General features: G+C 74.6%; 19 protein-coding genes. 8 read left to right on the forward strand and 11 right to left on the reverse strand.

Features of this window, described 5'->3' with window-relative positions; genetic code table 11:
- The 3 genes from M0638_RS10635 to M0638_RS10645 form a co-directional block, all read right to left on the reverse strand.
- On the reverse strand, window positions 1-578 hold a 578-nt coding region (locus tag M0638_RS10635; RefSeq protein WP_248666964.1), incomplete at its 3' end, for an Ig-like domain-containing protein.
- An 11-nt stretch (window positions 579-589) separates the two neighbouring features.
- Window positions 590-1,165, reverse strand: a complete 576-nt coding sequence (locus tag M0638_RS10640) for a hypothetical protein (protein WP_248666965.1) — start codon at window positions 1,163-1,165, stop codon at window positions 590-592.
- 386 nt (window positions 1,166-1,551) lie between these two features.
- A complete protein-coding gene (locus M0638_RS10645; protein ID WP_248666966.1) occupies window positions 1,552-2,046 on the reverse strand; it encodes a hypothetical protein in 495 nt (164 codons plus the stop codon).
- Window positions 2,047-2,628: 582 nt separating this feature from the next.
- On the opposite strand from M0638_RS10645, the gene M0638_RS10650 reads away from it, so the two are divergent.
- Both M0638_RS10650 and M0638_RS10655 read left to right on the forward strand, forming a co-directional pair.
- A complete protein-coding gene (locus M0638_RS10650) occupies window positions 2,629-5,619 on the forward strand; it encodes a helicase-related protein (protein ID WP_248666967.1) in 2,991 nt (996 codons plus the stop codon).
- A 488-nt stretch (window positions 5,620-6,107) separates the two neighbouring features.
- A complete protein-coding gene (locus tag M0638_RS10655) occupies window positions 6,108-7,586 on the forward strand; it encodes a lipopolysaccharide biosynthesis protein (RefSeq protein WP_248666968.1) in 1,479 nt (492 codons plus the stop codon).
- Between the two features lie 12 nt (window positions 7,587-7,598).
- On the opposite strand, the gene M0638_RS10660 is transcribed toward M0638_RS10655, so the two are convergent.
- The 5 genes from M0638_RS10660 to hpnI form a co-directional block, all read right to left on the reverse strand.
- The gene (locus tag M0638_RS10660; RefSeq protein WP_248666969.1) at window positions 7,599-8,600 is read right to left on the reverse strand and encodes a lysylphosphatidylglycerol synthase domain-containing protein; all 1,002 of its coding nucleotides are present in this window, start codon (window positions 8,598-8,600) and stop codon (window positions 7,599-7,601) included.
- A 241-nt stretch (window positions 8,601-8,841) separates the two neighbouring features.
- Window positions 8,842-9,717 carry a hopanoid biosynthesis-associated protein HpnK gene (gene hpnK / locus M0638_RS10665; protein WP_248666970.1) on the reverse strand — a complete coding sequence of 292 codons (876 nt, stop codon included), beginning with the start codon at window positions 9,715-9,717 and terminating at the stop codon, window positions 8,842-8,844.
- A 119-nt stretch (window positions 9,718-9,836) separates the two neighbouring features.
- On the reverse strand, window positions 9,837-10,259 hold the full coding sequence (locus tag M0638_RS10670) for a hypothetical protein (protein ID WP_248666971.1): 423 nt from the start codon (window positions 10,257-10,259) through the stop codon (window positions 9,837-9,839).
- 2 nt (window positions 10,260-10,261) lie between these two features.
- Entirely contained in the window at window positions 10,262-11,689 is a 1,428-nt protein-coding gene (gene hpnJ, locus M0638_RS10675) for a hopanoid biosynthesis associated radical SAM protein HpnJ (RefSeq protein WP_248666972.1), read from the reverse strand.
- Window positions 11,690-11,976: 287 nt separating this feature from the next.
- Window positions 11,977-13,185, reverse strand: a complete 1,209-nt coding sequence (hpnI, locus tag M0638_RS10680; protein ID WP_248666973.1) for a bacteriohopanetetrol glucosamine biosynthesis glycosyltransferase HpnI — start codon at window positions 13,183-13,185, stop codon at window positions 11,977-11,979.
- A gap of 276 nt (window positions 13,186-13,461) precedes the next feature.
- On the opposite strand from hpnI, the gene M0638_RS10685 reads away from it, so the two are divergent.
- Window positions 13,462-14,817, forward strand: a complete 1,356-nt coding sequence (locus M0638_RS10685; protein WP_248666974.1) for an MlaA family lipoprotein — start codon at window positions 13,462-13,464, stop codon at window positions 14,815-14,817.
- Window positions 14,818-14,941: 124 nt separating this feature from the next.
- Here the strand turns inward: M0638_RS10685 and M0638_RS10690 are convergent, their stop codons facing one another.
- Both M0638_RS10690 and cysQ read right to left on the reverse strand, forming a co-directional pair.
- Complete coding sequence (locus tag M0638_RS10690; RefSeq protein ID WP_248666975.1) at window positions 14,942-15,940, reverse strand: L-threonylcarbamoyladenylate synthase; 999 nt, start codon at window positions 15,938-15,940, stop codon at window positions 14,942-14,944.
- 7 nt (window positions 15,941-15,947) lie between these two features.
- A complete protein-coding gene (cysQ, locus tag M0638_RS10695; protein WP_248666976.1) occupies window positions 15,948-16,772 on the reverse strand; it encodes a 3'(2'),5'-bisphosphate nucleotidase CysQ in 825 nt (274 codons plus the stop codon).
- Window positions 16,773-17,050: 278 nt separating this feature from the next.
- Here cysQ and M0638_RS10700 point away from each other — a divergent pair, with 278 nt between their 5' ends.
- From M0638_RS10700 to M0638_RS10715, 4 genes are all read left to right on the forward strand, one after another.
- On the forward strand, window positions 17,051-17,641 hold the full coding sequence (locus M0638_RS10700; RefSeq protein WP_248666977.1) for a cupin domain-containing protein: 591 nt from the start codon (window positions 17,051-17,053) through the stop codon (window positions 17,639-17,641).
- Between the two features lie 214 nt (window positions 17,642-17,855).
- Entirely contained in the window at window positions 17,856-18,845 is a 990-nt protein-coding gene (locus M0638_RS10705) for a TRAP transporter substrate-binding protein (RefSeq protein ID WP_248666978.1), read from the forward strand.
- Window positions 18,846-18,858: 13 nt separating this feature from the next.
- Window positions 18,859-19,392: a TRAP transporter small permease gene (locus M0638_RS10710; RefSeq protein WP_248666979.1), complete on the forward strand. Its 534-nt coding sequence runs from the start codon at window positions 18,859-18,861 to the stop codon at window positions 19,390-19,392.
- A 4-nt stretch (window positions 19,393-19,396) separates the two neighbouring features.
- Window positions 19,397-20,698, forward strand: a complete 1,302-nt coding sequence (locus tag M0638_RS10715; RefSeq protein WP_248666980.1) for a TRAP transporter large permease — start codon at window positions 19,397-19,399, stop codon at window positions 20,696-20,698.
- 189 nt (window positions 20,699-20,887) lie between these two features.
- On the opposite strand, the gene M0638_RS10720 is transcribed toward M0638_RS10715, so the two are convergent.
- A complete protein-coding gene (locus M0638_RS10720) occupies window positions 20,888-21,043 on the reverse strand; it encodes a hypothetical protein (RefSeq protein ID WP_248666981.1) in 156 nt (51 codons plus the stop codon).
- Here M0638_RS10720 and mscL point away from each other — a divergent pair.
- Window positions 21,042-21,542, forward strand: a 501-nt coding sequence (mscL, locus tag M0638_RS10725) for a large-conductance mechanosensitive channel protein MscL (protein WP_408903348.1), incomplete at its 3' end; no start/stop codon positions are given. The genes M0638_RS10720 and mscL overlap by 2 nt on opposite strands.

Raw genomic sequence — 21,542 nt, forward strand, 5'->3', positions numbered from 1 at the left:
CGCCGCGACCGCGACGAGGAGGAGCGCGTGGCCGGCGCCGCGGCAGGGGGCGTGGCGGCGCGCGGCGGCGTGGCGGCACGCGGCGGCGTGGCGGCGGCCGGTGCCGCGGCGGCCGGGCGCTGGCCGGGCTGCACCGTCACCACCGCGCGGATGGTGGCGTCGCCGGGCAGCAGGCGCACGATGAAGCCGTCCGTGCCGCTGAAGCCGGCATCCGGCGTGTAGTCGATGCGCGTGACGTTGCCGACGCTGTGGATGTAGACCTCGCCATGCTCCGGGCGACCGGTGAGCAGGCCGGCCTCGAAGGGCTGGTCGTTGCGCGACACCGGAAGGCCGCACCAGCCGCCATCGTTGCCGACGGTCATCGGCGCCTCGGTGGTCTGGCCGACCCGCACCTCCAGGTTGCGCGGCACGGTGCAGACGGCGGCACCGCCCTGCAGGTCCACGGCGTAGAGCGGCAGGCGCGGCGACTGCGGGCCGATGGTGCCGGCGCAGCCCTGCAGCGCGGCGAGGGCCAGCAGGCCGGCGGGCAGGACGAGACGCCAAGAGGGACGACCGGCGGGACGACCGGCGGGACGCATGCTGGAGCGACTCATCGACGGTGCGCCGGGGCGGTCGAGCGGGCCGGCGCGGCGCGGCCGCGGGAGGACGCGGCGGCGGTGGCACCGCCCCCGCCGCTGGCGCAGGCGCCGAGATTCTCCGGGATCAGGTCCTTGCCGGCGGCGAAGGCGGCGAGCTCGGCGCCGCTCGGCAGCGACATCACCTCGTTGAAGTGGCTGAGGTTGCGCGGGCAGAAGTCGCTGCCGATGGAGTGGGCGAATTGCGAGCGCCCGTTGGCCAGCGAGGTGATGAAGTCGTCATAGGCGCGGGCGCCGCCGCGGCCGTAGCGGCGGTCGAACCAGCCGGTGAGGGAGCGGTCGGCGGCGGCGAGCTGCGGCTGGAAGCGCTGCACGAAGCTGTTGTAGCGCTCCTCCTGCCGGCAGGCGACGGCGGCCACCATCAGCTCGGTCTTCAGCGCCGCGACCTCGAACAGGGACTGGTCGTCCGGGCTCGGGCAGCGCGTGGCGGCCAGCGCCGGCGGGGCGACGGTGAGCAGCGCCAGCAGCAGGGCGCCGGCGGCCCGGCCGCGCCGCCCGCGCTGCGGAGCGGTCTGGGTGGTGGATGGCATCGTGTCGCGCTTCCTCAAAAGGCGTGGACGATCGGCAGTGCGGCATGGGAGCGGAGGGGTCGCGCAACTCCCACAAGTACCCATGTCGGGCGGCCGGCCGTTCGCTGGCCAGGGATGCCGGGGGGCAGCCTAGGCCGAACCGCCCCCGCCTCCGGCTTCCGGCGGTGATGCGGCCCGGGGGCTTCCCCGGTGGCCCGCACGCGCCCGGATTCCGAGTCGAACGATGGCGGCGGGTGGTTGCCATGAAAACGGCGTCGTTGCCAAGCCACTTGAAGCTTGCCCGGTAAATGCGCCCGGATGCTGGACCCCTGCGGGATGCGACGGCCGTAATGCGCCCGCCATGGACCGCTCATCGGCGGGGCCGGCCCCGCGGGCGCGGAACCTGGTCAGGGCGCGTCGGCAGGGGCGGCGGGGGGCTGGCGGTCGGGCGCCGGTCCGAAGGAGCGTTCCGCCGGCCGGGGCGCGCCGCCCGGTTCGGGCGGGGCATACATCAGCGGGTGGCGGAGGCAGTTGCGCACCAGCGGGGCGCAGTAGGAGTCGCTGGTGAAGAAGGTGTCGGATTCGCCAGTGTAGCGGATCGCGGTCACCCGGCCGTGGTCGAGCCGGACGTTGGCGCGGCAATTGCCGCCGCCGCCCACGCTCATGCCGCCCGCGAACGGCAGGCTGACGCTGACGGTGCTGGAGGAGACCTGCTCGTAGGTCAGGATCTCCGCCTCCCCGATCTTGAGGCGCCGCAGCGGCGCCCCCATGCAGGTGGCGAGGTCCAGCTCGGACAGGCCGAGGAATTCGGCCTGCGCCCGGTGCGCGTACCGGGCGTCGCTGACAGGGGCGCAGGCGCCGGCGAGCAGGACACAGACGAGGACAGGCAGTCGAGGCCGCATGCGTGCTCCGCTGTCGGATCGTGGTGGGGCGCGCCGACGGGGCCCGCACGGCCTGCCGCTCGGCTGCCGGGCGGGGCCCCGATGCCGGCCCCGGCTTGGCGGGTCCCGGCGTGAGCCATCGGGGGCGCCGTTGGTGGCGCCGGTGACGGTTCCGGGCGGCGGGCGCGGCCCCGCCGCACCGCCGGCCGCGGGGCGGGCCCCCATGTAGGGGATTTGCCGGGCGTCCGGAACCCTCGCCCGGCAGCCGGAACGTGCCTCTCCCGGCGTGGCCGGGTCCCGGCGCGGTCGGGGCCGGGGGAGCGAAGGGGGGCGGCCGGAGGACGGGGCACGGCCCCGTGCCCCGCCGCGGCCCGGTGCCCGGCGGCGCCTGGCCGACAGGCCGGCGAACGGCCGGCCGGGGGCGGGCGGGCCGCCGGACGGGCACGAGCGGCACGGCGCCGGGGCGGGCGGAAGCGGCCTTCGCGGCGGCCCGCCGGGCGATCGCGGCGCCGGGACGGCGCCAATGCGGTTGCAAGGGCGCCGTGGTCGGGCCACACATGGCGCCGCATGTCCAACCTCGCCTCCTCCCGGGTCCCGCCGCAGATGTTCGCCCCGCGCGTGAGAGCCGTCCTGGGGCCGACCAACACCGGCAAGACGCACCTCGCGATCACCCGGCTGCTGGCGCACGCCTCCGGCATCATCGGCTTCCCTCTGCGCCTGCTGGCGCGCGAGAATTACGACCGCATGGTCGCCGCCAAGGGCGAGCGCCACGTCGCGCTGATCACCGGCGAGGAGAAGATCGTCCCGCCGGAGGCGAAGTGGTTCGCCTGCACCGTGGAGGCGATGCCGCTCGACCGGCGCGCCGAGTTCGTCGCGGTGGACGAGATCCAGCTCTGCGCCGACCCCGACCGCGGCCACGTCTTCACCGACCGGCTGCTGCACGCGCGCGGCATGGTCGAGACCATGTTCCTCGGCGCCGAGACCATCCGGCCGCTGCTCCAGCGCCTCGTCCCCGGCGCCGAGATCGAGACGCGCCCGCGCCTCTCCCAGCTCACCTACGCGGGGCCGGCCAAGCTGACCCGGCTGCCCGCCCGCTCCGCCGTGGTCGCCTTCTCGGCCGGCGAGGTCTACGCCATCGCCGAGGCCATCCGCCGCCGGCGCGGCGGCTGCGCCGTGGTGATGGGAAGGCTCTCGCCGCGCACCCGCAACGCCCAGGTGGCGCTGTACCAGAACCGCGAGGTCGATTTCCTGGTCGCGACGGACGCGATCGGCATGGGCCTCAACATGGACGTGGACCACGTCGCCTTCGCCAACCTGACCAAGTTCGACGGCCACCGCCCGCGCGCGCTCACCGCGCAGGAGGCCGCGCAGATCGCCGGCCGCGCCGGGCGCGGCATGCGCGACGGCACCTTCGGCGTCACCGGCGAGTGCGAGCCGCTCGACGACGGCATGGTGGAGAAGATCGAGGGCCACCACTTCGAGCCGCTGGAGACCCTGGCCTGGCGCAGCAGCGACCTCGACTTCGCCAGCATCGACGGGCTGCTCGACAGCCTCGCCCGACCGCCCGAGCAGCCCGGCCTCGCCAAGGGCAACGACGCCACCGACCACATCACGCTGGAGGCGCTCTCGCGCGAGCCCGAGGTGCGCGCGCTGGCCGACCGGCCGGGGCGGGTGAAGCAGCTCTGGGACGCCTGCCAGGTGCCCGACTTCCGCAAGCTCGCCGACGACAGCCACACCGCGCTCTGCTCGCGCCTGTTCCGCCACCTCGTGAACGACGGGGCGGTGCCGGCGGACTGGATCGAGGGCCAGATCGCGCAGCTCAACCGCATCGACGGCGACCTCGACACGCTGATGGCGCGCCTCGCCGGCATCCGCGTCTGGGCCTACGTCGCGGCGCGCAACGACTGGACCACCGACGCCGCGCGCTTCCAGGCCGAGACCCGCGCCGCCGAGGACGCCGTCTCCGACGCGCTGCACGAGCGCCTGACCGCGCGCTTCGTGGACCGCCGCGCCGCCCAGCTGATCCGCTCGCTCGACGACAGCGAGGAGGATCTGCTCTCCGCCGTCACCCGCCGCGGCGAGGTGGCGGTGGAGGGGCACAATGTCGGCGAGATCAAGGGCTTCTCCTTCACCCCCGACCCCTCCGCCACCAAGGAGGAGGATCGAAAGCTGGTGCTGCGCGCCGCCCGCCGGGCGCTGCGCGAGGAGATGCCGCGCCGCGTCGGGCTGCTCGAATCCGCCGCCGACAACGTCTTCGCCCTGACGCCGACGCACCACGTCACCTGGGTGGCCGGGCTGCCCGGGCTGCCGCCGGGCGCGCCCGGCACGCAGGAGCCGGCCGAGGTGGCGCGGCTGCGCGCCGGCCCCGAGCCGGGCAAGCCGCAGATCGAGGTGCTGGCCTCCGAATTCCTCGACGGCGCGCAGCGCGAGCGCATCCGCCTCCGCCTCGCCCGCTGGCTCGACGCGCAGATCGCGCGCGAGCTGGGGGCGCTGCGCACGGTGGAGGAGAAGGCGGCCGAGGACGGGGCGCTGCGCGGCCCGGCCTTCACCCTGCGCGAGAATCTCGGCCTCGCCCCCGGCGCCACGGAGCGCGAGGTGGGGCCGGAGCTGCGCAGCAAGCTCAAGGCGATCGGCGTGCGCGCCGGGCGCTTCGCCCTCTACGTGCCCGAGGCGCTGAAGCCGCGCGCCATGGCGCTGCGGGCGCAGCTCTGGTCGCTGCTGCGCGAGGTGCCGACGCCCGCCCTGCCCAATCCCGGCCTCGTCGCCGTGCCGGTGCCCGAGGACTGGCCGCCGGGCTTCGCCGCCACCATGGGCTGGCTGCCGGCGGGGCCGATGCTGCTGCGCCTCGACGTCGCCGAGCGCATCGCGGGCGAGCTGGGTTTCGCGACGCGGCGGGCGCCGGCGGTGCTGCCGGGCGACCTCGCCTCGCGCCTCGGCGTGCGGGCGGACGCGCTGCCGGCGGCGCTCACGGCGCTGGGCTTCCGGCTGCTGACCCCGCCGCCGCTGGCCGAGAACGAATTCGGCCCGCCCCTGCCGACCCGCGTCGCCATCGCGCGCCCGGCCGAGGGCAACCGGCATCGCGGCCCGCACCGCGGCCAGGCGCATGGCCAGGGTCACGGGCAGGGTCACGGGCAGCCGTCTCGACAGGGCGGCGCGCCGCGCCAGCGGCAGCACGAGGACCAGGCCGCCCGCGAAGGCGCGTCGGCTGTCCCGCGCGAGGGCGCGCCGGCCGTCGATGCCGCCGCGGGCGCCGAAGCCGGTGCGGGGGGTGACGCCGCGGCCCGTGAGGCGCGTCCGCCGCGCGAGCGGCAGCGCCAGGGCAAGCCCTGGGCGGGCAAGCCACGCGGGGAGGAGGGCCGCCGCGGCGCGCCGGCCGGCCGGGAGCGGAACCAGGGCGACCGGCAGGGCCAGGGGGCCGGCCAGGGAAGTCAGGGGCAGGAGGGACGCCCCGGCGAGGGCCCGCGCGGGCCGCGCCCGCCGCAGGGTGGAGCCGGCGGCCGGCAGCAGGGCCGGAACGAAGGCGAGGGCCGCGCCGCCGCCCGGCCCAACCCGGATTCACCCTTCGCGATCCTGGCCCAGCTCAAGCTGCGCTGACCGGGTCACGCGCCGCCGGCGGGCGGCGCGCCGGGCGCGCGCAGGCGGGGCCGCACGGCACCGGCCGCCTCGGCGCCCGCATGGGGGCGCCCGCACGCGGCCCGGCGGGCGCCGGCCGACGCAACGTCTCGTGATCGTCGCCGCGCCCCGCCCCCGCCACTTCCGGCCTGCCCGCCGCGTTCCCGGTCCTGCGAACCGCCGCGTGTGGCAGCGGCCCGACCACCCGCGCATGACCGGCTGGCCGGCCAGCCCATTGTTTTCACATGATGTCCGGTCATGGCGATATTCGAAGCGCGTTGCGATCGTTCGTCGTCCATCGACTTTGGGTTGTATGAATTTGTAGAAAATTCCCAATAAGATGCATAGCTGCGGAAGTGTATTAGGTTTTGTTTAAATTTCATAAGATATGGGTGTTTTGTGGTATCCCGGTCGACAATCGGATAAGGAAGTAGGGCAGCCTCGCTGCTCCTTCGAACATTCCTCGGCAGATGGCGGTCACGTTGAAATTCCAGGCGGCCCACTCGATCCTCTGGTCGGCCATCCGTGGCGGCTCGACGAACGTCTTCAGCTTCGTCGTCTTCTTCCTCCTCGCCCGCCTGCTGACGCCGCTGGAATTCGGCCTGTTCGCGCTGGCGACGGTGTACGTCGAGTTCACCCGGGTGATCGCCCAGGCCGGTCTCAGCGACGCCGTGATGCGCGTGGGCAAGCTGGACGAGGAACTCGCCGACACCGTTTTCTGGGCCAATTTCATGCTCAGCGTGGCCGTCTGCCTGCTGATCTGGGGCACGGCCGGCTTCTACGCGGCGCAGATCCGCGAGCCCGGCGTGGTGCCGGTGCTCTGGTTCCTCGGCGCCCTGGTCCCGCTCGCCGCGGCGAGCAGCATCCACACCACCCGGCGGCTGCGCGAGTTCGGGCACAAGGCGGTGGCGGCGCGCAGCATCGCGAGCAACCTCCTCGGCGGCACGGCGGCGATCATCGCGGCGCTGTCGGGGCTGGGCGTGTGGAGCCTGGTGGCGCAGCAGGTCACGGCCGAGTGCGTCATGCTGGTGCTCACCTGGCGCGACCTGCCCTGGCGCCCGCGCCTGCGCTTCCGCTGGGCCCGGCTGCGCGGCATGCTCGCCTTCAGCACCAGCATGATGGTGACGCAGCTGCTTTGGCTGATGCTGATGCGCGCGCAGGACCTGATCATCGGCCGCATGATCGGCACCGACGCCGTCGGCATCTATCGCGTCTCCATGCGCATCATCGACCTCGCCGCCCAGGTCACGATCCAGCCGGTGGTGGCGGTGGCCACGGTCAGCCTCGCGCGGCTGCAGGAGGATCGCGAGGCGCTGATCCGGGTGTTCCGCCAGTTCGCCCTGCTGGCCGCGCTGTTCACCTGGCCGGCCATCCTCGGCTACGGCGCCATCGCGCCGGACCTCGTGCCGCTGCTGTTCGGCGCCCGCTGGGCCGAGAGCGGGCTGCTCGGCAGCATCGCCGCGCTGACCGCGCTGCCCATGGTGATCAGCTTCTTCGTCGGGCCGGTCTTCGGCGCGCTCAACCTCTCGCGCGACATCCTGCTGCTGGCCGTGGTGCAGTTCGCCGTGATGGTCTGCCTCTCCCTCCTCGCCGCCCCGTACGGGCTGCTCGCCGTCGCGGCGGCGGCGATCGCCACCAACTTCCTGATCCTGCCGCTGCAGCTGCTGCTGCTGCGCCGGGATGTCGGCGTGCCGCTGTGGCCGCTCGCCCAGGACCTCGCCCCGCCGCTGCTCGCCGCCGTCACCATGGCGGCCGTGCTACTGCTCACCTCCGAGCCGCTGCACCGCTGGACCGGGACGCCGGCCCTGTACGTCGCCGCGGCGGTGCCGCTCGGCGCGGCGGTCTATGCGGCGGTGCTGCTGGTCATCAAGCCGGACCTGGTCCAGCGTGGTCTCGGCATGGTCCGCGCCATGTCCTCGCGCCGCCAGGGCTCCGTCCCGGCCGCGTGAGGCGCGCGGCCGTCACGCCTCGCGCAGCCCCGGGCCCTTCCCCGGCTCCCCCGCCGCGCCTCCTCCCGGCCGCCGCTCCGCCAGCACCCAGGCCAGCAGGCCCGGCAGGAAGATGACGAGGTCGCGCAGCCGGCGGGAGACGGCCAGCGCCGCCGCCACGGCCGGGTCCAGCCCGAGCAGCGCGCCGATCGCCAGGAACCCGCCCTCCTGCGCGCCCAGCGCCCCGGGCAGCAGGAAGGCGGCGCTGCTGACCATCTGGATCAGCGACTCGATCACCAGCGCCTCCACCACGCCCACCGGCGCGCCGAGGAAGTACAGGGCGAGCCAGATCTCCAGTGCCCCGGCCATCCAGCCGGCGAGCTGCCAGAGGAAGCAGCCCAGGATGGCGCGGCGCCGGCCCCAGAGCAGCAGCGTGGCGCGGTCGATGCGGCGCGAATGCTCGGTCAGCGCCGAGAGGCGGCCCGCCGCCACCTTGTTGAGCGCGCCGACCACCCGGCCGAACAGCCCCGCCCGCTGCACCGCCACCAGCCCGCCGCCGAGCGCGAGGCCGAGGCCGATGGAGAGGCCGAGCCCCACCCAGCCCACCGTGCCGCCCTCCAGCGCCAGCAGGCCGAGGCCGATCAGCGCGAAGGCGAGCTGGCTGAGGATGCCGATGGTGACGTCCACCAGCAGGCTGGCCGAGGCGGCCGGCACGCGGACGCCGCGCCGGCGCAGCAGGCGGTAGCTCGCCACCTCGCCGCCGATGCGGGCCACGGGCAGCAGGCCGTTCACGGATTCCCGGATCCAGACGATCGCGGTCATGCCCGGCAACGCCGGCCGGGTGCGGCCGGGAAGCAGCAGCGCCCAGGCATGTGCGTTCAGCGCCATGGAGGGGATGTGCGCCAGCGCGGCCAGCACCAGGCCGAAGCCGGCCGTGCCGAGCAGGCGCCAGACCGCCGAGAGGTCCTGCTGCGCGAGCAGCAGCAGGGCGAGGGCGAGGCCGCCGAGGGCGAGCAGGATGCCGCCGCGCGTCATGCCGGGATTCCAGTGCCAGGGGAGGGCGCTGCCCTCCCCTGGACCCCACCCGCCAAGGGGCGAAGCCCCCTTGGAACCCCCGTTCGGTTTCCTGCCTCGCGCGTTCCGACCCCCGGGCCGCCAAAGGCCGGCGGAGGTCCAGGAACCTGAGGTTCCTGGTGGGTGGGGTCCGGGGAGGGCAACGCCCTCCCCGACGGTAGGGGTGCCGGGGACGGCGCAGCCTTCCCCGCCGGCACGAGAATCATCCCGCCAGCCCCGCATAGCCCGTCATCCGGAAGCCCGCCGCCGCCCGGCGCGCCGCCGGGTCCAGCAGGGCGGCCAGCTCCTCGGCGTAGCGGTAGCCCGGCGCCGCCCAGCGGAAGCCGGCCCCGGTCGCCGGATGCAGGTACACCTCGGTGCTGCCCGGCGGCAGCAGCGGCAGCACGGCGGCGAGGCGTTCGGCGGTGAAGGCGCCGGACCATGCCAGCCCCACCACGCGGTCCGGCGTGGCGAGGCCGTGGCGGCGGGCGAGGCGGCGGATCAGCGCCGTCCAGGGCCGCAGCAGCCGGGAGGCGGCCACGGGCGCCGCCGGATCGACCCGCCGCACCAGCGCCGGCGGCTCCCACGGCACGCGCGCGGCGGGCACGCCCAGGGCGGCGGCGGCGCGGAACAGCGTGTCGGCGATCACCGGGTGCAGGTGGAAGTGCTTGTGCGCGTTGACGTGGTCGCAGCGCAGGCCGGTGGCGCGGAAGGCGGCGAGCTGCGCCCCGACCTCGTCCGCGAGCTGCCGGCGCGCGGCGGGCGAGGCGGCAAGGGTCACGCCGAGGCGCGCCATGTCGTCGCGGAAGGTGCCGTCTGGCCCGACCAGGGCGGGGATGCGCGCGGGCGGCAGCACCGGCTCGCCATCGGTCAGGGTGAGGTGCAGGCCGACATGCAGGCCGGGCAGGCGCCGTGCGCGCGCCACGGCATCCGCCAGGGCGGGGGCGCCGACCATCAGGCTGGCGGTGGTGAGGATGCCCTCGCGATGGGCCCGCTCCACCGCCTCGTTCACCTCGGGCGAGAGGCCGAAATCATCCGAGGTGACGATCAGGGTCCTTGGCAGGGTCCTTGGCAGGGTCCTGGGTGGGGTGCGGGTCATGCGGCCCGTGTCTCTTCGGGGCGGGGGGAGGCCCGGAGCAGGTGCCCGGCGCGGGGTTTCCGGCGCGGGGGCGGCCCGGCGCGTGGGCGGAAGGATGTGCGGCCGGTTCCCGGACCGCCTCAGTCCTGCAGGCAGTTCTGCACGGCGACGGCGCATTGCCCGGTGCGCTGCAGCGGCCGGCCCTGCTCGTCCGTGTAGCGCAGCCGGTCGACGCGGCCCTGCTCCAGCGCGACCTCCACGGTGCAGACCGGCTCGGGCGGGTCGCCCAGGCGGCGGTCGGCGCGCTGGATCAGCGTCTCGGCGCCGCCCGCGCGCATGGCGGAGCTGTAGCGGAGGAATTCCGTGCCGCCCTCGCGCCGGGTCGAGAGGGGCTGGCCCATGCAGGCCAGCACCTGCTCGCGGGTCATGCCGCGCATCTCGCCCCGGGCCTCGCCGGCGAGCTGGGTGCGCTGCCAGGAGCAGGCAGCCAGGGCGAGGGCGGAGGCGAGGAGGGCGGCCGGCAGGGCAGGGGAGGCGGGACGAGGCAGGCGGGGGCGGCGCAAGCTCAGGCCGCCAGCTTCCGCTCGCGCAGGAAGTGGAAGAACTCCACCCCCTCGCGCAGCCGGCGGACCAGCATCTGCCGGTCGCGCACCATCTCGCCGACGATCGAGGCGATCTTCGGCGCGCGGAAGTAGAACTTCTTGTAGAACTCCTCCACCGAGGTGAAGATTTCCTGGTGGCTGAGGTTCGGGTAGTGCAGCGGCGCGATCTGCACGCCGTGGGCATCGACGTACTCGGTGTTGGCCGTGTCGAGCCAGCCCTCGCGCGCCGCCTGGTCGTAGAGGAAGGTGCCCGGGTAGGGCGCGGCCAGCGAGACCTGGATGGTGTGCGGGTTGATCTCGGTGGCGAAGCGGATCGTCTCCTGGATCGTCTCCTTCGTCTCGCCGGGCAGGCCGAGGATGAAGGTGCCGTGGATGGCGATGCCGAGCTCGTGGCAGTCCCTGGTGAACTTGCGCGCCACCTCGACCCGCATGCCCTTCTTGATGTTGTGCAGGATCTGCTGGTTGCCGCTCTCGTAGCCGACGAGCAGCAGGCGCAGCCCGTTCTCGCGCATCACCTTCAGGCTCTCGCGCGGCACGTTGGCCTTGGCGTTGCAGGACCAGGTCACGCCGAGCTTGCCGAGTTCCTTCGCGATGGCCTCGGCGCGCGGCAGGTCGTCGGTGAAGGTGTCGTCGTCGAAGAAGAACTCCTTCACGTCGGGGAAGGCCGACATGCAGTAGCGGATCTCCTCGATGACGTGCCCGACCGAGCGGGTGCGGTAGCGGTGGCCGCCCACGGTCTGCGGCCAGAGGCAGAAGGTGCAGCGGCTCTTGCAGCCGCGCCCGGTGTAGATCGAGATGTAGGGGTGCTTCAGGTAGCCGATGAAGTACTTCTTGTAGTCGAGGTCGCGCTTGTAGACCGGCGAGACGAAGGGGAGCTGGTCCATGTCCTCCAGCACCGGGCGCTCCGGGTTGTGGACGATGGCGCCCTCGGCGTTGCGGAAGCTGAGGCCCTTGATGTCGGCCCAGCGCCGGTCCTCGGCGACCTCCTTGACGGTGAAGTCGAACTCGGAGCGGGCGACGAAGTCGATCACCGGCGCGTCGCGCAGGCTCTCGTTGGCCTGCACCGCCACCTTGGCGCCGACCAGGCCGACCTTGAGGTTCGGGTTCTCGGCCTTGAGCCGCTCGGCCACCTTCACGTCCTGCGCGAAGCTGGGCGTGGAGGTGTGCAGCACGGCGAGGTCGAAGTCGCGCGCCAGCGGCGCCACGGTCTCGATGCCGATCTTGTGCGGCGGCGCGTCGAGCAGGCGCGAGCCCTCGACCAGCGCGGCCGGCTGGGCGAGCCAGGTCGGGAACCAGAAGGACTTGATCTCGCGGCGCGCCTGGTAGCGCGAGCCGGCGCCGCCGTCGAAGCCGTCGAAGGACGGGGCCTGGAGGAAAAGCGTACGCATCATCGCCCGAGCCCCGCGCCAGGCGGGCTCCCTGCTGGAGCATTTCCGGGCGGGGGGCATGCCGCCCGCCGGCGGAAGTGCGAAAGGACCTGGTGCCCCGTCCCTTCCGTCCGCCGCGCCCGGAGCGGGCGGAAGGGACGGGGCACCGCGACAAAGCCTCGGCCGCCCCCGCGGGATCCACCGGGGGCGGCCACGGGCCGGCAGGGCCACCCGCCCATGTCCGGCACGCCGAAATCTCATCCCGGCCGATCCCGCCAGCCGGCCTGAGGCCGCCGGGCCGGCGCGGCCGTTCACGCCCCGATCTCGACCATCCTGCCGTCGCGTCCCACCCGGTAGCGCCGGCCCTTCCAGGACACGCCGCCGCCGAACAGGCCGCCCAGGAACACCGCGAAGGAGAGCAGGTCGCGCAGCGGCAGCAGGCGCAGGCCGGGCGCCGGCCGGCCCCCGGGAACGTCCCAGGGTCCGCATAGATGCGCGACCCCGGCTGCCAAGGCAAGCCGCGCGGCCAGCGCCCCCGCCACGACCGCGAGCGAGAGGCTTCCGGGCCACAGCAGCAGCCCCAGCAGCGCCAGCGGCAGCGGGTGGGTCAGCACCATCCCGGCATAGCCCGCCGGGTTCACCAGCCGCACCGTGCGGGCCCAGCGCAGCTCGTGCGCCCAGAGGGCGCGCAGCGTCGGCTCGGCCATCATGTGGTCCACCAGCAGGGGCGAGACCGCCACGCGCAGGCCGGCGGCGCGCACGGCGGCGCCCAGTGCATGGTCGTCGGCCAGGGCCTCCGCCAGCGTCTCGAAGCCGCCGAGCCGGTCCAGCGTCTCCCGCCGCAGCGCCATGGTGGCGCCGTAGCAGCCATCGGCGAGGCCCAGCGTCTCGCCCAGCGCGGCGCCGGGCAGGAAGTGCCAGTTGATCCCCGCCGCCGCCAGCCGCGAGGCGAGCCCGCCATCCAGCGGCACGCCGCGGTAGAGGCAGGTGACCAGCCCCACGGCCGGATCGGCCAGCGGCGCCGTCACCGCCGCCAGGTAGCCCGGCGGCACCCGCATGTCGGCATCGGCGATCACCAGCAGCGCGTGCCGGGCGGCCGGCAGCATGTTGATCAGGTTGGAGACCTTGCCGTTCGGGCCGTGCTGGGCGGGGGCGCGCACCACCGTTCCGCTCAGCCCCGGCCCGCCCGGCCCCGACAGGTCGCCCGCCGCCTCGGCCAGCGCCGCCTCGGCCACCGCCGCCGCCGGGTCGGCCGGGTCGCGCACGCCGAAGACGACCTGCAGGGGGGCCGCGTGCCGCTGGCGCAGCAGGCTGGCGAGATGCCCGGCGAGGCCGGGCTCCAGCCCGTGCAGCGGCTTGAGCGCGGTGACCGGCGCGGCCGGCACGGCGCCCGGGGAAGGAGCGTCCGGCATGGCCGCGCCCCGGCGGCGGAAGCGGCGCAGGGCCGGCAGGGCGGCCAGCGCCTGCAGCGTGCCGAGCGCGGCGAGCAGCAGCGGCAGCCCCGCGAGGAAACCTAGCATGCGGCTTCCGGTCCGTCCTTCGGCCCGCCCCGCCGCCCGCCCGGGCGCAGGCCCAGGAGGATGCCCAGGGAGTTGCCCGGGGAGTTGCCCGGGGAGTTGCCCGGGAGGGTGGTGCTTCGGGAAGCGGCCGGCCGGCCGGTCTCCGCCGCCGGCCGTGCCGGCCCGCGCGGCGACGGCCCCCCCCGCGACCGCGAGGAGACAGAGCGCCATCGCCCCGTCCGGCGGTTCCCGTTACAATGGACCAACCCTGCTCCCCCGATCGGACTCCCGACCCGCATGCGGCGAATCGACCTACGTGGCCTGTCCCTGCTGCTGGCCCTGCCACCGCTCGCCGGCTGTGCCGGCGGAGCCGACAGCGGCCGGGCGGCGGCGCCCGCGCAGGCGGTGACGGCGGTACCCCGCCCGCCGCTGCGGCTCGCCGCGGCCGGCAACGTCGTGCCGATGGTGCTGGACGATCCGGCCCGCCCCGCCGCGGTGCCGGGCGGCGGCCTCCCGGGCGGTGCGGCGAGCGGTCCGGCGGGCGGCCTGCCCGCCACCGCGCCGACCATCCTCGTCGACCCCGCCGCCGGCGGGGCCGACGAGAATCCGGACGACCAGAACGATCCGTTCGAACGTATCAACCGGGGCGTGCTCGATTTCAACCTCGCCCTGACCGACCACCTCTTCGGGCCCATCGCCGACGCCTACCGGGTCGTGGTGCCCACCTACGTCCGCACCCGGCTGCGCAACTTCCTGCGCAACCTCGGCGAGCCGATCATCTTCGCCAACAACGTCCTGCAGGGCCGCTTCCTGGACGCGGGCCACACGACGATGCGCTTCTTCCTCAACACCACGGCCGGGATCGGCGGTCTCTACGACATCGCCGGCCCCTCCGGCATCGCCCGGCGCACGGGCGACTTCGGCCAGACCCTCTACCGCTACGGCGTGCCCTCCGGCCCCTATCTGATGCTGCCGGTGCTCGGCCCCTCGCAGGTGCGCGACGCGGTGGGCGACGGGGTGGACGCGCTGATGAACCCGATCTCGATCGCGATCAACGAGGCGGCGACGGCGGGCGTCGCCAACGCGCTGAACCTCGGGCGCGGCGGCCTGGGCGGCCTCGACCTGCTGGCCGAGCACAAGGACGAGTTCCGGGAACTGCGCGAGACCTCGATCGACTTCTACGCCCGGCTGCGTTCCGTGGTGCGCCAGCAGCGCGAGGCGGAGATCGGCCGCACCACCGAGCCGGTGGTGGAGGTTCTGGCGGTGCCCGGGGGCAGCATCGGCACCGGTCCGGTCCGCTCGCCCGACACGCCCTCCGGGGCGCCGCTGCTGCTCGACGATCCGGCCGACCTGCCCGCGCCCGCCCCGGCGCCGCGGCAGACGCCGATGACCCGGCGGCAGGCGCCGGCGGGCGGCACGGCGCAGGTCCGGGCGGTGCCCAGGCGTTCCGCCGGGCGTCCGGCACCGCTCGCCCGCGCGCAGCCCGCCGGCGCGGTGCGGCCGATGGCGGGGCTTCCGGTGCGCGCCGGCAGGACGGCACGGCTGCCGACGGTGCGCTGGCGCCAGACCGTCGCCGCCCCCGCCGTGTCGCCGCTGGCGGGGGCGGGGCGGCCTTTCCCGCCCGCGCCGCAGCAGGGCCGGGAAGGGGCCTGACGGGGCGGCGCCCCTCCTCCCCTGCGGATGCCTCCCGCGGCTTTTGGCCGATCCCCGCGCACGGAGCCGCCTCCCGCACCGGGCGCGGCGCCCCGCGATCGGAGCGGATCAGCCGGGAGCCGTATCAGCCGCGCGGCGCCGCCGCCCGCGCCAGCCGGTCGTTGATCGCGAGGCCCAGCCCGCGTTCCGGCACCGGCATCGCCGCGATGCCGCGCAGCCCGAGCCGCGTGCCCTCCGCGTCCAGCCAGCGCAGCCCGGCGAAGAGGCGCGCGGCCGCCTCGGCCAGGTCGCCCGACTCCGAGAGGTTCCACGTCGCCCCGGCGCCCGGCAGCGGCGCGCCGAAGGCGAGCAGCGCCTCGTCCGGCCCCACCGAGCCGGCCGCCAGTCGTACCGGCAGGCCGGGCGCGTAGTGCGAGAGCAGCAGGCCGGGCGAGCGCAGCGTGCGGCTCGCCTCGGCCGCCGCGAGCGGCAGGGCGCGCCCGACCGGCCCGATCGCGGCCTCCAGCGCCTCCACCGGCACGCCGCCGGGGCGCAGCAGCACGGGACCGGCGCCGGTCAGGTCGAGCACGGTGGATTCCACCCCCACGGGGCAGTCGCCGCCGTCCAGCACCGCCGCGACGCGGCCCGAGAGCCCCTCCAGCACGTGCGCGGCGCTGGTCGGGCTGACCGCGCCGGAGCGGTTGGCGGAAGGGGCCGCCACCGGCAGCGCCACCGCGCGCAGCAGGGCCAGCGCCAGCGGATGCGCCGGTACCCGCACCGCCAGCGTGTCGAGCCCCGCGCCGGCCAGCAGGTCGATGCGGGATTCCGGCCGGCGCGGCAGCACCAGGGTCAGCGGGCCGGGCCAGAACGCGGCGGCGAGGCGGCGGGCGCGGGCATCCGGCAGCACCTCGGCGAAGGCCGCCTCGGCCTCGGGGAAGTGGCAGATCAGCGGGTTGAAGTGCGGGCGGCCCTTGGCCTCGAACACCGAGGCGACGGCGCGGGCGTTCCGCGCATCGGCGCCGAGGCCGTAGACCGTCTCGGTCGGGAAGGCGACCAGCGCGCCGGCGGCGAGCAGCGCGGCGGCGCGGGGAACGGCGTCGGGCGGCAGGCGCTCGGTGGCGATGGGCGGGCCGGGGGCGTTCATGGGCCGCTCATGCGGCGTCGCGGCCCCAGCACAGGAAGTCCGAATTCTCGAATTCCGGCTTGCCGTAGCCGAGCGGGGCGCCGTCGGCCGTCACCAGCCGGCCGCCCGCCGCCTCCAGCACCGCCTGCGGCCCGGCCGTGTCCCATTCCATGGTGCGGCCGAAGCGCGGGTAGAGATCCGCCGCGCCCTCGGCCACGCGACAGATCTTCAGCGCCGAGCCGAAGCGTTCGAGACGCGCCACCGGACGCTCACCGAGCAGCCGGCGCACCCGCGCCTCGTCGCCATGGCTGCGGCTGGTCAGCACGGTCAGCCCCTCGGCGGGCGGGGTCCGGACGGCGATCGGGCGGCGCGGCGGCGGCGGGCCTTCCCAGGGAGGCTCCCCGTTGCCCGCTTCCTTCCAGGCGCTCATCTCCTTCCAGGCCCCCTGGCCGACGATGGCGCCGAACAGCTCGCCCGTGTGCGGCACCGCCACCACGCCGAGCCGCGGCCGGTCGCCCTCGACCAGGCCGATGTTGACGGTGAACTCGTCGCGGCCGGCGGCGAATTCCTTGGTGCCGTCGAGCGGGTCGACCAGCCAGAGGCGGCAGCCGGCCTCGCCGGGCTCGCAGAGATAGCCGCCCGCGATCTCCTCCTCGGCCGCGACGGCGATGTCGGGCGTCGCCGCGCGCAGCCCCTCGACGATCAGCGCCTCGGCGATCCGGTCGGCCTCGGTGACGGGGGAAAGGTCGGACTTGCGGTCCACGGCGAAGCCGGCGCGGCGCACGGCCAGGATCGCGGCGGCGGCGCGCCGGGCGAGGCTTGCGGCCAGCTCCAGCAACTCGGCATCTTCCATCGTCCGGATGTAGCGATGGCGGGGCGTGGGCGCCAGCCATCCCGCTTGCGGGGCGAACCGGGCGGCAGCGTCCGCCCGCGCGGGGCCTGCCGTCTGGCCTGCCCCATCTGGCCTGCCCCGTCCCGCGGGCGCCGCGGCCCGTCGCGCATCTGCGGACCCGCTCTCCCCGGCCTTTTCCCGGGCTACCTTCCCCGACCGCTCGCCGGATGCGATGCCGACGGACGGGGAACGGTGCCGCGTCGGCGCGGGGCCGGGCCATGAGGCGGGAGAGGCGGCGCATGCCGGAACGGAACGCGGGCGGAGCGGCGTCGGGGCAGGCCGGCGAAGGGGCGGCGGCGCGGGTGGAGGCGCTCAGTTTCGGCGATGCCGGCGGCATCCCGAACAACCCGCGGCTGCCGGCGCTCCTCTACCGCGGCGCGCTGCCGCCCGGCGACCCGGCGGCGGCCGAGGCGCGCCTCGCCCGGCACGGCTGGACCCGGGCGTGGCGGAACGGGATCTTCGACTACCACCACTACCACTCCACGGCGCACGAGGTGCTGGCGGTGGTCGCCGGCACGGTGCGGGTGATGCTGGGCGGGCCGGGCGGCCGGGCGGTCGGGCTGCGCGCGGGCGACGTGGTGCTGCTGCCGGCGGGCACGGGGCACCGCAACCTCGGCGGCAGCGACGACCTGCTGGTGGTGGGCGCCTACGATGGCGGGCGCGACTACGACCTCCTGACCGCCGACTCCGGCGGGCACGACGCCGCCGTGGCGCGCATCGCGGCGGTGCCCGACTGGGCGCGGGATCCGGTCACGGGGGAGCGGCACGCGGCGCCGGCACCGGATGGAGCGCCGGATGGGGCGCAGGCCGGGACGAAGGCCGGGGCGTGACCCGCCGGCCCGCGACTCGCCTGCCGGGCGGTCCCGGGGAACGGTGGTGCCCGCCCCGGAACGGCCCAAGGGCCGGGCGCCCTGCCGAGAATGCGGGCAACCCCGCCCCTTCCCGCGCTTCGGCGGCCCGGTTTGCCGCCATCCGGCCCTTGCACCGGCGCGCGCCGTCCCGATGATGCGCCGCAACGTGTTGCCGCAGCGCCAGGAGGCTGAGATGCCGACCACCCGACGCCACCTTCTCGCCGGCCTCGCCGCCGCTTCCGGCGCGCTGGCCGGAATCCGCCCCGCCGCGGCGCAGACGCGCTGGCAGATGGCCACCGCCTACCCGGACGGCAACTTCCACACCCGCAACGTCCGCGCCTTCCTCGAGGAGGTGCAGTCCGCCACGGGCGGCAAGCTGCAGGTGCAGCTGCAGAGCAACGCGGCGCTGCTGCCGATGAACCAGATCAAGCGCGGCGTGCAGACCGGCCAGGTGCAGATGGGCGAGATCCTGCTCTCGGCCTACGGCAACGAGGACCCGTTCTTCGAGCTGGACAGCATCCCGCAGCTCGTCACCAGCTACGACGACGCCAAGCGGCTGATGCGCCTCTCCTTGCCCTTCATCGAGGCGCGCTTCTCGCGCCAGGGGCTGGTGCCGCTGTTCCAGGTGCCCTGGCCGCCCGGCGGCTTCTACACCAACGCGCCGCTGACCTCGGTCGAGCAGCTCCGCGGCACCAAGCTGCGCACCTTCAACGTGATGACCAACCGCTTCGCGACGCTGGTGGGCGCCGCGCCGACGCTGGTGCAGCAGGCCGAACTGCCGCAGGCCTTCGCGACCGGCGTGGTGAACGTCATGGTCACCTCGGCGCAGACCGGCGTCGACACCCAGGCCTGGGACTACGCGAAGTTCTTCACCCCCGTGGGCTTCACCTTCACCCGCAACATGGTGATGGTCTCGCGCCGCGCCTTCGAGACCCTGTCGGCCGAGGAGCGCAAGGCGGTGCAGGAGGCGGCCGCGAAGGCCGAGACGCGCGGCTGGGCCGCCTCGGCCGAGGCGCAGCGCACGCAGGAGGCGGCGCTGGCCACGCACGGCATGACGGTGGCGCGGCCGAGCCCGGAGCTGCTCGCCGGCCTCGCCACGGTCAGCCGCACCATGGTGGACGAATGGCTGACGCGCTCCGGCGAGGACGGGCGCAAGGTGATCGACGCCTACCGGGCCGGCTGAGGGAGGCCCGGCGGTGCGGCGCGCGCTCGACCTGCTCTATTCCCTCTCGGCGGCCCTGGCAGCGCTGTCGCTGCTCGGCATCTTCCTCATCATGATGGCGCAGGTGATCCTGCGCGAATTCGCCATCCAGGTGCCGGCCTCGGACGACATCAGCGCCTATCTCTGCGTCGCCACCACCTTCTTCGCCCTCGCCCACACCTTCCGGCGCGGCGAGCTGATCCGCGTCGGCCTGCTGCTGGAGCGGCTGCCCGCCGGCGCCCAGCGGATCGCCGAGATCGTGGCGCTCTCCATCGCCGCCGTCGCGCTCGCCTACCTGCTCTGGTGGACCACGACCTTCACCTACCAGAGCTGGGAGATCGAGGACGTGGCGCAGGGCACGGTGCCGATCCCGCTCTGGATCCCGCAGCTCTCCATGGTGCTGGGCAGCGCCGTGTTCCTGGTCGCCGTGGTGGACGAGCTGGCGCGCGTGCTGCGCGGCGAGCGGCCGACCTACGTGGTGCTGGCCGAGGAGCGGCTGGCGCGCGGCGACTTCTCGGCCGAGGTGTAGGATCATGGGAACGCTGGAACTGGCGCTGGCGCTGCTGGCGATCCTGTGCGTGCTGCTCGCGGGCGGCGTGTGGATCGCGATGGCGCTCGCCATCACGGGCTACGTCGCGATGCTCTGGGCCTCGCCGACGCCGGGGCTGAACCTCGCCACCGCCTTCTGGGGCGCCACCGGCTCCTGGACGCTGGCGGCGCTGCCGATGTTCGTCTGGATGGGCGAGATCCTGTTCCGCACGAAGCTTTCCGAGGAGCTGTTCAACGGCCTCTCCCCCTGGGTGCGGCGCATCCCCGGCGGGCTGCTGCACGTCAACATCCTCGCCTGCGGCATCTTCGGCTCCGTCTCCGGCTCCTCCGCCGCCACCTGCGCCACCGTCTCCAAGATCGCGCTGCCGGAGCTGACGCGGCGCGGCTACGACGTGGACACGGCGGTGGGCTCGCTCGCCACGGGCGGCACGCTCGGCATCCTGATCCCGCCCTCGATCATCATGGTGGTCTACGCCGTCGCGGCCGAGGTCTCGATCATCCGCGTCTTCATCGCCGGCTGCATCCCCGGGCTGCTCGTGATGGCGCTGTTCAGCGCCTACATCGTCGCCTGGGCGCTGCTGAACCCGCACAAGCAGCCGCGGCCCGAGCCTGCCATGTCGCTCGGCGCCAAGCTGCGCCAGAGCCTGCAGCTCATCCCCTGCGCGCTGCTCATCATCGGCGTGATCGGCACCATGATCGTCGGCTGGGCGACGGCGACCGAGGCCGCGGCCTTCGGCGTGCTCGGCTCGCTGCTGCTCGCGGCGCTGACCGGCACCCTCACCTGGGGCAACTTCATCGACAGCCTGACGGGCGCCACGCGCCTCTCATGCATGATCATGTTCATCCTGGCCGGCGCCGCCTACCTCACCATGGCGATGGCCTATACCGGCATCCCGGCGGCGCTGGCCGAGGGGGTGACGCATCTCGGCCTCGGCCCCTACGGGCTGATCGCGGTGCTGACGGTGGTCTACGTGCTGCTCGGCACGGCGCTCGACGGCGTCTCGATGATCGTGCTGACCACCTCGATCGTCATCCCGATGGTGCAGAAGGCCGGGTTCGACCTCGTCTGGTTCGGCATCTTCATCGTGCTGCTGGTCGAGATCGCCGAGATCACGCCGCCCGTCGGCTTCAACCTGTTCGTGATGCAGACCATGACCGGCAAGGACGGCATGGTGGTGGCGAAGGCGGCGCTGCCCTTCTTCCTCTGCCTCGTCGTCACCATCGTGCTGCTGACGGTGTTCCCGGCGCTGGTGACCTGGCTGCCGGACTACCTGCTCTCCCGCTGACAGCCTGTTTGAGAAGCCTGCGGGTCGGTCTGGCGGGTCTTTTCCGCGCCGGGAGCGTCAGGGCCCTGGCACGATGCCCCGCATCGCGCCGGCGTCCCTTCCTTCCCGGCACGAAAAATCCCTCGCCATCCCTCCGCCGCAGGCCTCTCGAACAGGCTCTGAGGGCCGGCAGGGCGGCCCACTACACATTCACGTCATGCATTGATCCTGCGCGCGCGCCGCGCCTTTCCCGACGCGCGGGCGTTGCGTTCGTCGCCGGCCTGCCCTGAAATGCGCCGACTCCACGGTGCCGGCCGACAGCCAGGCGGCGGCGCCGAACGACATCATGAACAGGATCCCGACCATGAAAGCGCCGATCCCGATCCACGGCCCCGCCTGGCTGAACGAGTTCAAGGCGTTCGTGCTGCGCGGCAACGTCGTCGACCTCGCCGTCGGCATCATCATCGGCGCCGCCTTCACGGCCATCGTCAGCTCGCTGGTCGAGGACATCTTCAACCCCCTCCTCGGCCTGCTGATCGGCGGCATCGACTTCTCGAACTGGTTCATCACGCTCAAGGGCGAGCACGCGGCGACGCTGGCCGAGGCCCGGCGCGTCGGCGCGGTGACGCTGAACGTCGGCGTGTTCCTCAACGCCATCATCAAGTTCGTCATCGTCGCCTTCGCCGTGTTCTGGGTGGTGAAGACCCTGTCCAAGCTCTACGTGAAGGAGGAGAAGGTCACCGGTCCGTCGTTGACCGAGACCCTGCTGACCGAGATCCGCGACGAGCTGCGCGACGGCCCGGCGCGGCTGGCCGCGCCCGCCGGCCTGCCCACCGGCCCCGCCGCCGGGCCGGCGCCCGGCCCC

The sequence above is a fragment of the Roseomonas acroporae genome, assembly GCF_023223525.1.
GTDB classification, from domain to species: domain Bacteria; phylum Pseudomonadota; class Alphaproteobacteria; order Acetobacterales; family Acetobacteraceae; genus Roseomonas_E; species Roseomonas_E acroporae.